Origin of the sequence: Mycobacterium sp. shizuoka-1, assembly GCF_002723835.1 — a bacterium.
Taxonomy (GTDB): Bacteria; Actinomycetota; Actinomycetes; order Mycobacteriales; family Mycobacteriaceae; genus Mycobacterium.
Genome location: NZ_BEWG01000048.1, coordinates 1 through 14,102 on the forward strand (window position 1 = coordinate 1; position 14,102 = coordinate 14,102).

The 14,102-nt window shown below is 65.9% G+C and carries 18 protein-coding genes; 7 read left to right on the forward strand and 11 right to left on the reverse strand.

Going from position 1 to position 14,102, the window contains the following annotated elements:
- Positions 1-272: DUF1942 domain-containing protein (locus MSZK_RS15310; RefSeq protein ID WP_142389935.1), on the forward strand; the 272-nt coding region annotated here is incomplete at its 5' end.
- A gap of 7 nt (positions 273-279) precedes the next feature.
- Here MSZK_RS15310 and MSZK_RS15315 read toward each other — a convergent pair.
- From MSZK_RS15315 to MSZK_RS15330, 4 genes are read right to left on the reverse strand one after another with little or no spacing between them, the layout of a single operon-like run.
- On the reverse strand, positions 280-753 hold the full coding sequence (locus tag MSZK_RS15315; RefSeq protein ID WP_099249210.1) for a DUF5078 domain-containing protein: 474 nt from the start codon (positions 751-753) through the stop codon (positions 280-282).
- Positions 754-761: 8 nt separating this feature from the next.
- Positions 762-1,106 (reverse strand): DUF732 domain-containing protein, encoded by a 345-nt coding sequence (locus tag MSZK_RS15320; protein WP_099249212.1) that lies wholly within the window; start codon positions 1,104-1,106, stop codon positions 762-764.
- Entirely contained in the window at positions 1,103-4,018 is a 2,916-nt protein-coding gene (locus tag MSZK_RS15325) for an RND family transporter (RefSeq protein WP_099249214.1), read from the reverse strand. Before MSZK_RS15325 ends, MSZK_RS15320 begins: the two co-directional genes overlap by 4 nt.
- Complete coding sequence (locus MSZK_RS15330) at positions 4,015-4,440, reverse strand: MmpS family transport accessory protein (RefSeq protein ID WP_199203353.1); 426 nt, start codon at positions 4,438-4,440, stop codon at positions 4,015-4,017. Before MSZK_RS15330 ends, MSZK_RS15325 begins: the two co-directional genes overlap by 4 nt.
- Positions 4,441-4,625: 185 nt before the next feature.
- On the opposite strand from MSZK_RS15330, the gene MSZK_RS15335 reads away from it, so the two are divergent.
- On the forward strand, positions 4,626-5,282 hold the full coding sequence (locus MSZK_RS15335) for a TetR/AcrR family transcriptional regulator (protein ID WP_099249216.1): 657 nt from the start codon (positions 4,626-4,628) through the stop codon (positions 5,280-5,282).
- A gap of 14 nt (positions 5,283-5,296) precedes the next feature.
- Here the strand turns inward: MSZK_RS15335 and MSZK_RS33435 are convergent, their stop codons facing one another.
- Entirely contained in the window at positions 5,297-5,431 is a 135-nt protein-coding gene (locus tag MSZK_RS33435) for a hypothetical protein (RefSeq protein WP_255414217.1), read from the reverse strand.
- A gap of 86 nt (positions 5,432-5,517) precedes the next feature.
- On the opposite strand from MSZK_RS33435, the gene MSZK_RS15340 reads away from it, so the two are divergent.
- Positions 5,518-6,561 carry a zinc-binding dehydrogenase gene (locus MSZK_RS15340; RefSeq protein ID WP_233211333.1) on the forward strand — a complete coding sequence of 348 codons (1,044 nt, stop codon included), beginning with the start codon at positions 5,518-5,520 and terminating at the stop codon, positions 6,559-6,561.
- A 20-nt stretch (positions 6,562-6,581) separates the two neighbouring features.
- On the forward strand, positions 6,582-6,905 hold the full coding sequence (locus MSZK_RS15345; RefSeq protein ID WP_099249220.1) for an NIPSNAP family protein: 324 nt from the start codon (positions 6,582-6,584) through the stop codon (positions 6,903-6,905).
- Positions 6,906-6,920: 15 nt separating this feature from the next.
- Here MSZK_RS15345 and MSZK_RS15350 read toward each other — a convergent pair whose 3' ends face one another.
- The 5 genes from MSZK_RS15350 to MSZK_RS15370 are packed head-to-tail and all read right to left on the reverse strand — an operon-like array spanning position 6,921 to position 11,396.
- The gene (locus MSZK_RS15350) at positions 6,921-7,481 is read right to left on the reverse strand and encodes a pentapeptide repeat-containing protein (RefSeq protein WP_099249222.1); all 561 of its coding nucleotides are present in this window, start codon (positions 7,479-7,481) and stop codon (positions 6,921-6,923) included.
- On the reverse strand, positions 7,482-8,063 hold the full coding sequence (locus MSZK_RS15355) for an ATP/GTP-binding protein (protein WP_099249224.1): 582 nt from the start codon (positions 8,061-8,063) through the stop codon (positions 7,482-7,484). It lies immediately after the preceding gene.
- Entirely contained in the window at positions 8,044-8,409 is a 366-nt protein-coding gene (locus MSZK_RS15360) for a DUF742 domain-containing protein (RefSeq protein WP_099249226.1), read from the reverse strand. Before MSZK_RS15360 ends, MSZK_RS15355 begins: the two co-directional genes overlap by 20 nt.
- A gap of 6 nt (positions 8,410-8,415) precedes the next feature.
- Positions 8,416-8,820, reverse strand: a complete 405-nt coding sequence (locus tag MSZK_RS15365; protein ID WP_099249228.1) for a roadblock/LC7 domain-containing protein — start codon at positions 8,818-8,820, stop codon at positions 8,416-8,418.
- Positions 8,817-11,396 carry a sensor histidine kinase gene (locus MSZK_RS15370; protein ID WP_099249240.1) on the reverse strand — a complete coding sequence of 860 codons (2,580 nt, stop codon included), beginning with the start codon at positions 11,394-11,396 and terminating at the stop codon, positions 8,817-8,819. The genes MSZK_RS15365 and MSZK_RS15370 overlap by 4 nt, the downstream gene beginning before the upstream one ends.
- Before the next feature lie 134 nt (positions 11,397-11,530).
- Between MSZK_RS15370 and MSZK_RS15375 the strand changes: the two genes are divergently transcribed.
- Positions 11,531-12,106 (forward strand): nitroreductase/quinone reductase family protein, encoded by a 576-nt coding sequence (locus tag MSZK_RS15375; RefSeq protein ID WP_142389936.1) that lies wholly within the window; start codon positions 11,531-11,533, stop codon positions 12,104-12,106.
- A gap of 12 nt (positions 12,107-12,118) precedes the next feature.
- The gene (locus MSZK_RS15380; RefSeq protein ID WP_099249232.1) at positions 12,119-12,583 is read left to right on the forward strand and encodes a tRNA (cytidine(34)-2'-O)-methyltransferase; all 465 of its coding nucleotides are present in this window, start codon (positions 12,119-12,121) and stop codon (positions 12,581-12,583) included.
- Between the two features lie 4 nt (positions 12,584-12,587).
- On the opposite strand, the gene MSZK_RS15385 is transcribed toward MSZK_RS15380, so the two are convergent.
- On the reverse strand, positions 12,588-13,229 hold the full coding sequence (locus tag MSZK_RS15385; RefSeq protein ID WP_099249234.1) for a nitroreductase family protein: 642 nt from the start codon (positions 13,227-13,229) through the stop codon (positions 12,588-12,590).
- A gap of 23 nt (positions 13,230-13,252) precedes the next feature.
- Here MSZK_RS15385 and MSZK_RS15390 point away from each other — a divergent pair, with 23 nt between their 5' ends.
- Positions 13,253-13,663 (forward strand): TIGR03667 family PPOX class F420-dependent oxidoreductase, encoded by a 411-nt coding sequence (locus tag MSZK_RS15390; RefSeq protein WP_099249236.1) that lies wholly within the window; start codon positions 13,253-13,255, stop codon positions 13,661-13,663.
- The last annotated feature ends 439 nt before the right edge of the window (positions 13,664-14,102 follow it).

Consider the following 14,102-nt stretch of genomic DNA (forward strand, 5'->3'; position numbering starts at 1 on the left):
AGCCATGTAACGAACGCGTCCGCTACTTTCCTACCAGCCTCAACGGCTTCTACGGACGAATTGTGGGCGCTAAGTCGAACTTCAACGCCAGGGCCGCGGGCGGAGCCAACTACCCGGTGCTGTGGCAGGCCGCCACGCCGCAGGGCATCAGCGGGGCGACCCTGCAGCAGGGTGACACGTCCTGGGGCAAGCTGTACTTCGACGTGACCGGCCCGGCCCCCACCTCCGTGGTCTACAACAACGGCGTCGAGGACCTGCTGGTCTGGAAGTAGCCCGGTCTCACCGCTCGTTCGGTCCCCAGTTCCACACTGTCGGATCGGCCGGCGGATAGTGCTGACATTCGTCAGTGGCTTTGGCGACGACGCCCTTGTTGTTGAAGAACAGCTTCGCCCAATTGCCCCAGTGGGTGGCCATCTGTTCGTAGTAGACGTTGGTCGCGGTGTCTTCGGAATACTGCCGGCGGCCGGCCGCGTCGAGCGAGAAGAACCAGTAGATGCGATCGCGGGCCGCGTCCTCGACGTCGACCGGGCGGTTGTTGTAGTCGATCATGTAGCGCTGGTAGTAGATCGGCGACGTGTCCCGCGCCGCCGCCATGTACTGGTCGACCGTGCAGGCGGTGTCGATGATCCGTTTCGGGATCGGGTAGTCATCGCTGGCGTCCGCCGCGGCCCTGCCCGGCAGGGCGACCACGCCGGCGACCATGGCGGCCACGATGACACAGGTCCACAGCAGACCCCGAAGTCGTTCTCGCATCGGCTGTCTCACCCTCCACTGGTCTGCGCAGCCTGCTGCAGCAGGATCTGCTTGTCGGGGCAGTAGATCGGATACGCGCGGGCCACGAACTGCCAGGCTTGCGCCGTGGTGGCAGTGGTGGGCAGCTGTTTGGCGACGAACGCCGCCGAGTCGTAGGCGCTGTGGTCGACACCGCGATCGAGCCGCTCGCACGCGATCTTCGCGATCCAGGCGTTGTAGTCCCTGGGCCCGTACACCCCGATGGTGTGCAGTTCGTTGGCGAAGTCGGTGTCAGGGTCGGCGTGGGCGATCGCCGGCGTCGCCACGGCCGCGACGGCGGCCACCGCTGCCAGCAGTGCCGTGGGTGGTCTCATACCCGCGCCTCCTCGAGCTGTTGGGACTGCGTGCGCGGCCAGGCCTGCGGCCGAGGACGCTGGCGGACCCGCTGCGGCCACCAGAACCAGCGCCCGAGCAGCGCGGCAATGGACGGCGTCATCAGCGACCGCACCACCACGGTGTCGAACAGCAGACCCAACCCGATCGTGGTCCCCACCTGGCCGATGATGATCAGGCTGCTCACCGCCATCGAACCCATGGTGAACGCGAAGACCAGTCCGGCGGCGGTAACGACCGAGCCGGTGCCGACCATCGCCCGGATGATCCCGGTGTTCAGACCGGCCCCGATCTCCTCTTTCATCCGCGACACCAGCAGCAGGTTGTAATCCGCGCCGACGGCCAGCAGGACGATCACCGACATCGGCAGCACCATCCAGTGCAGCGGCAGCCCAATGACGTGCTGCCACAACAGAACCGACAGGCCAAACGACGCGGCCAGGCTGAGCACCACGGTGCCGACGATCACCGCGGCCGCCGCGACGGCTCTGGTGAGGATCACCATGATGACGAAGATCAGGATCAGTGCGGCGATCGCGGCGATGATCAGGTCGTAGTCGGCGCCCTGTTGCATGTCGTTGTACATCGCCGCGCTTCCGCCCAGATAGATCCTGGCCCCTTCCAGCGGGGTTCCCTTGATCGCGTCGGCGGCGGCGATCTTGAGGGGCTCGATCCGCGACGTGCCCTCTTCGGTCAGAGGATCACCCTGGTGGATGATCGTGAAGCGCACGGCATGACCATCGGGCGACAGGAACAGCTTGATGCCGCGCTTGAAGTCGTCGTTGTCGAACGCCTCCGGCGGCAGATAGAACGAGTCGTCGTTCTTGGCCGCATCGAACGCCTGCCCCATCGCGGTGGCGTTCTCCAGCTGGGCCATGTTCTGGTCCTGCTGTGCCTTCTGGGCCTGATACTGGTTGAGCATCATCTGCTTCTGGTTCTTCATCGTCTGGATCATCGGCGGCATCACCGCGACCATCTGCCCGGTGAGGTCAGACATCCGATGGAGATCAGGCACGATGTCTTGGAAGTCGTCCGACATCGTCGAGATGCCGTCGAGCGAATCGAAGACCGAGCGCAGCGACCAGCACATCGGGATGTCGAAACAGTGCGGCTCCCAATAGAAGTAGTTGCGGATCGGCCGGAACTGATCGTCGAAGTCGGCGAGGTGGTCGCGCACCGTGGCGATGTCGGCGGAGGTGACGTCCATCTTGGCAGCCATGCTCCGGGTGACCTCGGACAGCTGCTGGGTGATGCCCTGCATCTTGGTCATCGAGTCGATGGTGACCTGCATCTCGTCGGCCTGTTTAAACGTGTTGGCCAGCACAGTCTGCTGGTAGTCGTTGTTCATCAGTTGACCGGTGCCGTTCTGGCTCAACGAATACGGGATCGTCGAGTGCTCGATCGGCTTGCCTTCCGGCCGGGTGATGGTCTGGACCTGGGCGATGCCGTGCACCCGGGCCAGCGCCTTGGCGATCTTGTCGATGACGAGGAAGTCGGCCGGGTTGCGCAGATCGTGGTCGGCCTCGACCATCAGCAGGTCGGGGTTCATCTTGGCCCGCGAGAAGTGTCGTTCCGCCGCCGTGTAGCCGACGTTGGCCGACACGTTGTCGGGCAGATAGATCCGGTCGTTGTACGTGGTGTGGTAGCCGGGCAGGGTGAGCAGGCCCACCAGCGACACCGCCACGGCGGCCACCAGGATGGCACCCGGCCAGCGCACCGTCGCCGTGCCGACCCGGTGCCACAACTTCTGCTTGCCAATGCTTTTGGGCTCCAAAACCCGGCCGAATCGGCTGCAGACCGAAATGACCGCGGGGCCCAGCGTCAGTGCCGCGGCCACCACGATCACCATGCCGGAGGCCAGCGGGATGCCCATGGTCTGGAAGTACGGCAGGCGGGTGAAGTGCAGGCAGAGCGTGGCGCCGGCGATGGTCAGTCCCGAGGCCAGCACCACGTGGGCGGTGCCGTGGAACATGGTGTAGTAGGCCGATTCCCGATCCTCGCCGGCTCGGCGCGCCTCTTGATATCTGCCGATCAGGAAGATCGCGTAATCCGTCGCGGCCGCGATCGCCAGGGTGACCACCATGTTCGTCGCGAACGTGGTCAGTCCGAACACGTTGTGGTAGCCCAGAAAGGCCACCAGCCCGCGGGCACCGGACAGTCCGAGAACCACCATCACCAAGACGATGGCGGTCGTGATGACCGAGCGGTAGACGATCAACAGCATGATGATGATGACGCCGAACGTGACGAGTTCGATGAGCTGCATGCTCTTGTCGCCGACGATGTTCTGGTCTGTCGTGGTGGCAGCGGGCCCGGTGACGTAGGCGCGCACCCCGGCCGGCGCGGGTGTCTCGGTGGCGATCTTGCGGACGGCCTCGACGGACTCGTTGGCCAGCGTCTCGCCCTGGTCTCCCGAGATGTAGACCTGAACGTAGGCGGCCTTGTTGTCGGTGCTCTGGGCGGCAGCGGCGGTGAACGAATCGCCCCAGAAGTCTTGGACGTGCTGTACGTGCTTGGTGTCGGCCCGCAGTTCGCGCACGATCTTGTCGTAGAACTCGTGGGCTTGGGCGCCCAGCGGTTGGTCACCCTCCAGGACCACCATCACCGAACTGCTGGTGTTGTACTCCGCAAAGACCTCGCCGACCCGCTTGGTCGCGATCAAGGACGGCGCGTCGTTGGGGCTCATCGAGACCGAGCGGAGCTTGCCGACCTCCTCGAGCGTGGGCACCACGGTGCTCAGCACGACGATCAGGGCGACCCAGCCCAGGATGATCGGCACCGCAAAGGTGCGGATGAACCGCGGAATCCGCGGGTGGGCCCGATGTCGCGGCGCGGCGATGGCGTCGGTCGGCGCATCGTCGACGTCGGTGTTCGTGCTGACTTCGGTGCTCATGCGGATTTCACCAAGCAGAAGGTTTCGGCGTTCAGGCCGGTGGCGGTCCGTTCCTCTTTGACGACGTCGTCGACCGTGATCCGGCACCCGATGGAGTCACCGTCGCCCTGGGCCAGGATGTTCGGCGACGCTGAGGGATCCGTGGTGGTCAGGGTCAGCGACCAGGGCAGCGCCACGCTGCCCGTTCGTTGAGGTATGCCCGACAGGTCCAGATAGTTGACCATCGCCGCGCTGCCTGAGCCGAACACCTCGTAGGTCACCACTTTGGGATTGAAATCCTCGGCACTGTCCGAACTCTTCGGCGTCACAATCACCGGGTTCGAACCGAATACGGTGCGCGCGTTCTGCACGGCCGCTGCTCCGGCCGCGACGACGACCACCACCAGCACGGGAATCCACACCCGCCCCAGGATCCGGGTCATCGCTTTCGCCTCACTCGCCGGCGGGTCGAGCGCACCAAAGTTCTCATCACCGTGGGCCTTTCAACGTGGACAGCGACCGCGCCCGAGGCGGCCCGAGCGGTACTGGTCAGTACTCAAGAAAAGCTAGCCGCAAAACTGGATAGAGTCAATCCACTTAATTTGTGGCGACGATTACACTCACTCGGGTGACCTCCGAGCTCGATCGCCCGCTGCGCAAGGACGCGCAGCGCAATCGGCAGCGCATCATCGACGCCGCCCGCGACCTGTTCGCACAGAAGGGCCTGGAGCCCAGCCTCAACGACGTCGCACACCACGCAGGTGTCGGTGTCGGCACCGTATACCGGCGCTTCGCCACCAAGGAAGAGCTGCTGGAGGCGATCTTCGAAGACGGGTTGGACCAACTGATCGCGTTCGCGGAATCGGCACTGCGCCAAGAGGATTCGTGGGCCGGATTCGTGTGGTACGTGGAACAGATGTGTCGGCTGACCGCGACCGACCGCGGGCTGCGCGAGATCGCGTTCAGCAAGTGCTACGCGGGCAGCCGGGTCAACGCAGCCCAGGAGCGCCTGGTCCCCACGCTGACCACGCTGGTGGAGCGCGCCCGCGGCGACGGCCACCTCCGGCCCGAGCTCACGGCGGCGGACCTGCCGTTGATGGGACTGCTGGCCGGCACGGTCAGCGAATTCGCCGGCGAGGTCGACCCCGAGCTCTGGCGCCGCTACGTGGCGCTGTTGATCGAAGGGATGCGCCGGCGGACCGACCAGGAGCGGTTGCCGGTCGATGCGCTCACCGAAGAGGCGCTCGACGCCGCCATGCACACCTGGACGCCGGCCGGCGGCTGACGCTGGCCAGACGCTTAGTACTCCTGCAGGCTTTCCCGCAGCGTCGTCCCGGGTAACGGGTGCGGAACTGGCGCGGCGCGGATGCCCTCGGCGCAGGCCCGCATGCTCTTCGGCGTGCCGAAGATGCCGAACCCGGGTTCGGCGTGCACGGCCGGCATCTCTCACAGGAATATAACAGCCAAACAAACTAGTTCGTCTGTTAGGTTGACTAGGTCACTTACGGCCGCTGATCACATTGCACAAGGAGACGCCGATGACGCCAGAGACCATGAAAGCCGTTCGGGTACACCGTTATGGACCGCCCGATGACAGCCTCGTCTACGAGGACGTGCCCACGCCCCGGGCCGGCGCAGGTCAGGTCCTGGTCCGAAATGAGGCGGCCGGAATCAATTTCGCCGACATCGAGCAACGACGCAACAACTACCCGTTCCAACCACCGCTGCCCCACATCCTGGGCGGTGAGTTCGCGGGCACCGTGGAGTCCGTCGGTGACGGCGTATCCGCCGTCGACGTTGGCGAGCGGGTCTTCGGCTTCCTATCGGGCGCCACACCTGCCGGGTACGCGCAATATGTTGTCACCTCGGCAGACTCGGTTTATTCGTTGCCGGCCGGGCTCGGCTACGCCGAGAGCACGGCCCTGCTCGTTCAAGGACTGACCGCATACTTTCTCCTGCGCGACGGCGTACGACTGGCCGACGGTGACTCGATCCTCATTCTGGCCGCCGCCGGCGGTCTGGGCTCGATAGCCGTTCAACTGGCGAAAATCATGGGTGCACGCCGAGTGATCGGGGCGGCCAGCACGGCGGAGAAACGACGCCTGGTTTCCGAGCTCGGTGCCGACGCCACCATCGACTACACCCAACCCGACTGGCACCGGCAGGTGCTGGACTGCACAGATCAGCGCGGGGTCGACGCCGCGTTGGTCAATGTCGGCGGCGACGCGTTCACGCAATCGATCGCCTCGCTGGCGCCATTCGGGCGTCTCAGCGCCTACGGGGGCGCCGACAAGTCCACTCCTGTCATCGATTTCGACGCCGAATTCAAAGCAGGCCGACTCAACGCCAACCAGACGCTAGGATTCTTCAGTCTCTATCCCTACCTGCCGGACCGCGCCGCGCTGCGGTCAGTCCTGGCTGAACTCACCAGCCATGTTGCCGAAGGCCGGCTGCGTATCCGGGCAGACCTGACGCTTCCGCTCTCGCAAGCCGCCGAGGCGCACCGCCTGATAGAGAACCGCATGACCACCGGCAAAGCGGTTCTGCTGCCCTGGGCAGATTAACGAGTGACGGATCAACCGCTATGAGCATCTTCCAATTACGGACTTACACGCTCAAAGACGAGCAATCGCTCAATGTGTACAGAGACGAGATCTACCCCAGACATCTTCAGAGCACGCCACCGTTCGACATCACCATTCACGGTATCTGGACCAGTCCCGACGACGACGCGTGCAACCTGTACGTACTCGTCTCCTACCCAGACGGGACAGACTTACCGACGATTGAACAGGCCTATATGCAGAGCCCTGACTTCCTCGAGGATATGCGAGGTTTCGACGTCTCGACCATCGTGGGTGTGACATCGATCCGGCTCGAGCCAAGCGCAGTGTCACCACTGAGGTAGCGCCGAACGCGGCGCTCAGTCTCCGCTGATGTCCAGACCGTGTGCCGCCGCGAACGCCAACGCCTGCGGCACATCGATGCGGGCGCCCCGGCAGGCCGCCGTGGTCCACAGGGTGGGATCGACGCGCGCGCCGCGCAGATCGGCCTGTTCGAGTCGCAGCCCGATGGTGCGCGCGCCGGTCAGGTCGACCCCCCGCAATACCGCCTTGCGCAAATCGGCCTGCACCAGACTGGTTTCCCGCAGCCGCGACCCGGACATGTCGACCCCCCGCAGGTCCGCGCCGCCGAGCACGGCAAGGGTGAAGTCGACCTCGTCGCAGACCATCGGGCGCAACCGGCAGTTCTCGAACGTCGAGCCGAGCATGCTGCAGTTTCGGAATGTGCTGTGCCACAAGGTGGTCCGCAGGAAGCGACAGTTGCGGAAGGCCGAGCCCAGGTGGACCGATTCGGACAGGTTGGCGCCGCCGAAGTCACATTCGGTGAACACCACCCGCTCAGTCCGCAGGCCGGAGAGGTCCTCGTCGCGAAAGTCGTGGCCGGTGAACTCCCGGTCGGACCAGTTCAGTACGTCCGGCATCTAGTGCTGACCGGACGCCAGGCTCGCCAGCGCGAACTCACTGATCGCGATCAGCGCATCGGTGGCCGAGGTACGGTCCCTGGCGTCGACCGTGATCACCGGCGTGCTCTCGGGCAAGGCCAACGCGCGGCGCACCTCGTCGGTGGGATACTTTGGCGCCCCGTCGAATTCGTTGACCGCGATCAGGAACGGCATCCTGCGGTGTTCGAAGAAGTCCACCGCGGCGAAACTGTCCTGCAGGCGGCGCACGTCGACCAGGATGATCGCCCCGATCGCACCCCGCACCAAGTCATCCCACATGAACCAGAACCGCCGCTGCCCGGGGGTGCCGAACAGGTACAGCACCAGGTTGCGGTCCAGGGTGATCCGGCCGAAGTCCATCGCCACCGTCGTGGTGGACTTGCCCGGGGTGGCATCCAGCGCATCCACAGTGGTCGACGCGTCAGTGACCATCGCCTCGGTGCGCAGGGGCATGATCTCCGACACCGCTCCCACGAATGTGGTCTTGCCGGCGCCGAATCCGCCCGCGACGACGATCTTCGTCGAGGCGGACGCCCGCTCCTCAGAGGGCGCGTAAGCCACGGAGGGTCCTTCCGATCAGGTCGCGGCGCTCGTCAGGTGTCGAGCGGTCGGTCAACGTGGTCTGTACCCGAAGATAGCCCGCCGTCACCAGGTCGCCGACCAGGACGCGCGCGACGCCGAGCGGAAGATCCAGCATCGCAGAGATCTCGGCCACCGACGGGCTGTCGGCACACAGCAGGCAGATCCGTCCCCGCACATCCCCGGCCGGCCAACGCTGCCCCAGGGCCGGCTCCAGCGTCTGGATCGGCGCCTCGACCGGAAGCTCCACAGTGGTGTCGGTTCGCCCCGCGGTCAGCGTGTACGGGCGAACCAGGTTTGCCTCGCCGTGTCGCGACCCCTCGTCCATATGCGATCACGAAGGTTGCGGCGTGCGCCGCGACGACGAGACGACATTGCCCACTCGCTCGACCAAAACCGCCATCTCATAACCGATTTGACCGATGTCGCAGCTCGGTGCGGCCAACGTGGCCAGGTGCGAACCGTCGCCCACCCGCATCACCAGCAGATAGCCGCCGGCCATCTCCACCACCGACTGCAGCACCTGACCGGCTTCGAAAAGTTGCGCCGCACCGGCGGCCAGGCTGGCCAGCCCGGACGTCACCGCGGCGAGTTGTTCGGCGCGTTCCCGTGGCAGCTGCGCACTGGCGGCGATCAACAGCCCGTCGACCGACACCAACACCGCGTGAGAGACACCGGGGACGTCGCGGGCGAAATTGGACACCAGCCAGTCCAGCGAGTTGTTCGGCGGATGGGTCATGGGCGTTCTTTCTCTGCGGATCGGATGTCCGAGCGCGCGGCCCGCACGCCGCCGAAGTGGCTGCTGAACGAGGCGCGCACCGCGTCCGGATCGCGGCGCGGGAGGTCGGGAGCCGACGGCGCAGGAGCCGGGTCGGCGGCGCCGGGGACCAGCCTGGCGCCGGGATCGCGCACCGGCAGGCCGTGTTCGGTGCGGGCCTGCACCGGTACGTCGTCGACATCGGCCGCGGTCTCCCAGCCGTTGTCCCACACCGACTTCCAGTCCTGCGGCACGGCGATGGTATGCGGGTCGACCATGATCTCCGACAACATCTTCTGGTAGATGAAATCGGTGTCGGTGTCCTCGGCGTCGGGCGCCGACAGGTCGGCTGCGAGCACGTCCATATCGCTGATGTCGATGTTCTCCTCGCGGGCCTGCCCGGCCCGGGCCCGCGAGGTGAAGAACGGCGCGGTGTCCGACGGGTGCTCGCGCCTGGGAGCCGGTTCCTCGGTCTGCGCCCCGGCGAACCATCGCGACGGTTGCGGCTCGGGCTCGGGCTCGGACGGCGGCGCTGCGGTGATCCCGCTGGATCCCGGTGAGCGGCGCGGCAGCCCGGTCGCCTCGGCCGCCACCGGCTGGTCGGCGCCGATGGCGGCGAACCGCTCGGCGGGTGGCGCCTCCTCGCTGGGGAGGTCGGCGGGGGCGTCGTAGCGGCGGGCATCAGCGCCGATGGGAGCGCCGTGTTCGAGGAGCTTCGGCGGCAGGTAGAGCTCGGCGGTGGTCCCCGAGGACGGGTCCCCCTCCACGGCGTTGCGCAGTCGCACGGCCATCCCGTGCATGTGCGCCAGCCGGCCGACCACGAACAAACCCATGTGCCGGGTGTTGTCCTGGCTGACTTCGCCCCCGGCATGCAACCGCATGTTGGCGATGCGCAGGTCACTGTCGGTCATGCCGATGCCGTCGTCGTGCACCTCGACGCGCACCCCGGCGTTACTGGTGTGCACGGCGCTGACCCGCACCGGTGAGATTGGCGGCGAGTAGCGCAACGCGTTGTCGATCAGCTCGGCCAGCATGTGCACCGCGTCGGCGGACACCCGGCCGATCAGCGCCGAATCGGGCAGCTCACCGATCTGCACCCGCTTGTAGTCCTCGACCTCGGAGACCGCGGCGTTGACCGCGCTGGCCAGCGGCAGCGACTCCCGGTGGTCGCGGGACACCTGCGCGCCGGCAAGGACCAGCAGGTTGGCACCGATGCGGCGCATCCGGGTGGCCAGGTGGTCGAGCCGGAACAGGTTGTCCAGCCGGTCGGGGTCGTCCTCACTTTTCTCCAGCCGGTCGATGAGCGCGAGCTGCTGGTCCACCAGCGAACGGTTGCGCCGCGACATCGTCTCGAACATCTCGTTGATCACCAGACGAAGCCGGGCCTCGTCCCCCGCCAGCAGCAGCGCCTGGGTGTGCAGTTCGTCGACGGCGTGGGCCACCTGCCCGATCTCTTCGGTGGTGTAGACGGGCAACGGCTCTGGCTCGCGTTCGTCGCCGGCGCGAACCCGGGCGATCCCCTGCTCGAGGTCGGTATGCGCGACCCGCAGCGCTCCATCGCGCAGGATGCGCAACGGCCGGACCAGCGAACGCGCCACCAAGAACACCACCACCAGCGCGACGACGAACGCCGCCAGCACCAGCAGGAAGTCACGGATGACCGCGGCTCGCCGGTCGGCCGCCTGCTGCTGCACGGCCCCGGTCACCTGCGACGTGGTGGCTGCGATGACCTGGCCCGCGATGGTGTCGGTGGTCTGCAGCGACTGGCGCAGATCGGTGTTGCCGACCAGCACGGCATCCGGATTGGACATGATGCCCATCCGTTTGACCATCTCGCTCTGCAACGCCTTGGCGTCCTGGGAGCCGACGCCGAGCACCTGGCTCATGCCGAACAACGTCGACGGCTCCGTACCGGCCAGCGTGATCATCGACGTCCGAAGCTCCGGCTCGGGCAGGTCGGCACCCTGTTCGACGAGCAGTTGCTGCATCATCATCTGGCCCCGGGCGCCGACCGCGCGGCTCAACCCCTGGGCCTGGGCGCGCAGCGTCTCGTCGTCCAGGCGCACCGAACCGTTGATCGCGTCCTCGGCGGTCAGCAGGATCGGCGCGTAGGTGGTGATCCGCCCGCGCAGGTCGATGGCGTTGGCCGAGACCGCGCCGACGAGCTGCTGACCACCGCTGAGCAACGTGCTGACCCCGGTGCGGACGTCTGGGGCGACGTCGGTGGAGTTGAGCTTGTTCTGCAAGGTGGCCGTGGCCTTGTCGAACGTGGTGGTCGCCGATTGGGTGTCCGCGCCGGACGAGTAGGCCAGCAGCACCCCTTCGACGGCGCTGACATAACTTTCGATCACCGGGATCATCTCCACCCGGTCGGCGGCCACCTGCGCGGCTCGCGCCGAGGCCACCTCGTCCCAGATGCGGGCACCGCCGAAGGCCAGCGCCAATGCCAGCGGAACGGCCACGATCGCAACCACTTTGCCCCGCACCGGCCAGTTGCGCAGCGACCAGCGCGACGGCCGCTTCGGCGGCACGGTGGTGGGCTGGTGATTCTGGTTCATCCGGACTTTCTGGTCATCGCTGCCCGTGTTGGCCACACCGGAGCTGCGCATAACCCGTGGCAATTCGTCGAGTATGACAGCGATTGCGTGGCATCTCCAGAGTTGTTACTGAACAGAGAGATACCGGCGGGACCTTGTCAATTGACGCAAAGGGGTGTCGAGCAAATTGCGCTGCGGCACAACTGACATCGTCAACCAATGGGTTTGCGGTGAGGTTCGATTCGGTCGCATGCGCCGAACGCGCCGACGCTAAGCTGCGCGCCATGTGCGGTACCAAGCGTTCTCTGGGCGCCAGCCGGCCGGCGGTATGGGCGATCAAGAATCTGCTCGCGCCGCTTCACCGCCGGTTCTACCGCATGACCGGCGGACGGGTTCTGAGCCGCAATATCGTGTTGCTCACCACGCAGGGCCGCAAGACCGGACAGCCGCACACCAATCCGGTGTTCTTCCTCCGCGATGCCGGTCGCCTCGTGGTGTGCAACGTCAAGCCCGATGCGGAGCGGACGAATCCGTGGGTCCTCAACCTGCGGGCCGATCCCCGCGCCACCGTTCAAGTCGGTTCCCACGTGATCACATGCGCAGCCCGTGAACTGCACGGATCGGAGGCAGACCGCTACTGGCCACAGTTTCTCGAACTGTGGCCCGCCTACGGTGAGCACTACAAGCGAAGCGGTCAACGGGCGATTTTCATCCTCGAACCTCGCGCCTGACATCATCGACCGATGTTCCGGGTGATGTTCAATTCGCCGCGTATCGCACCCAATACCGGCAATGCGATCCGCATGGTCGCCGCCACCGGATGCGAGTTACATCTGGTCGAACCGCTGGGCTTCGATCTGTCCGAACCGAAGCTGCGCCGGGCCGGACTCGACTATCACGACCTGGCGTCGGTGACCGTGCACGCCGACCTGGACCAGGCGTGGTCGGCAATCGGCGACGCGCGGGTGTTCGCATTCACCGCGCATGCCGCGCGCTCATCCTTCGAGATCGCCTATGAGCCGGGCGACGTGATGTTGTTCGGTCCTGAGCCGACGGGGTTGGACGAGGTGACGCTGGCCGACCCGCACATCACCGAGCGGGTGCGCATCCCGATGTTGCCGGGCCGGCGGTCACTGAATCTGTCCAACGCCGCCGCCGTGGTGGCCTACGAGGCGTGGCGGCAGCAGGGCTTTTCGGGAGCCGTGTAGTTGGTTACCAGGTGTCCCAGTGGGTGAGTTGCTCGGCAGGCAGCCGCTTGGCCGGCTTGAAGTCGGTGCCCTTGGTGTAGGCGATCGGCCACAGTCCGCCCTGGGTGTAGTGCTCGAAGGGGATGCCGAGCAGTTCGGCGGCCTGCCGCTCGCCGTCCCCGATCAGATGCAGGGTGGTGTAGGCCGAGCCCAGACCGCGCGAGCGTAGTGCCAGCATGAAACTCCACACCGCGGGTATCAGTGACCCCCAGTAGGACGCCTGCATACCGGCGGGCGCGCCCTCGGGCCGGCCCTCCAGGCACGGGATCAGGAAAACCGGGGCCTTCTCCAGGTTCTCGTTGAGGTACTTGGCCGAACTCAGCACCGAATCCATCTGCGCGTCGCGCATGTCGCCGCGCACGGGTGCGGGCAGGTCGAGATACGGCGTGGCGTTGGCGCGGTAGATGTCGGCCAGCGCCTTCTTCTTGTCCGCGTCCTCGACGAACACCCACTGCCATCCCTGGGCGTTGGATCCGGTGGGCGCCTGCAGGGCCAGGTCCAGGCATTCCATCAGCACCTCGCGCGGCACCGGCCGGTCGAAGTCGAGCCGTTTGCGAACCGATCGGGTCGAGGTCAGAAGTTCATCAACGGTCAGATCGAGTGTCATGGCGCGAGACTACATTCGGGTCCATGGCCAGTGAACTGACTCCCGAGGTATCCGATCGCCTGCACCGCGACAACTATGGCTGGCTCACCACGGTGGCCAAGTCTGGCCAGCCGGTGCCCAAACTGGTGTGGTTCTTCTTCGACGGCACCGATGTCGTGGTCTACACCGACCCGGGATCGGCCAAGGTGCGCCATATCGGGTCTCATCCCCAGGTGAGCCTGAACCTGGACTCCGACGGCAACGGCGGCGGCATCATCGCCATCGGCGGTACCGCCGGCATCGACGCCGAGGGCGCCGATCCCCGTGCGGACGCGCCGTACTGGGCCAAGTACGGGGAGATCTCGGACCGGTTCGGCCTGACCGACTCGATGGGCGGCTACAGCACCCGGTTGCGGATCACCATCGACAAGGTGTGGACCACGCCGACAGCGTAGATGGCCGGCCCGGTCGGAGCCTGAATCCTGTTCGCCACCAAGTCGGTCCATCCGGAAAGGTAGCGGTCGTCGGGAATCCGCGGCGCGACCTGACTGAACAGTCCGGTGGCCAGTCGGGTGTCGAGTAGCGCGTTGATCGCAGGTCCGTCACGACGTCACGGTCATCTACGTCCAGTTCCGGTGCCCGCGCCGCTACCCAATCCCCCAATTCGGCGTTGATCCCGTCGATGAGCGCGGCGTATGCGTAGCGGCGCAACGTTTTCCCCAGATTCGACTTCATCCACAGGTGGGATTGAGCCTGAGATTCCTGTCGGGGATGTCCTGAGACATCACAGATTTCTGTCGGGGCTTGTGATGTCTCAGGACATCGGTGACAGTTGTGTATCAGGACATCGGTGACGGTTGGTGTGTCAGGACTTCGGTGACGCTTTATCGGTCT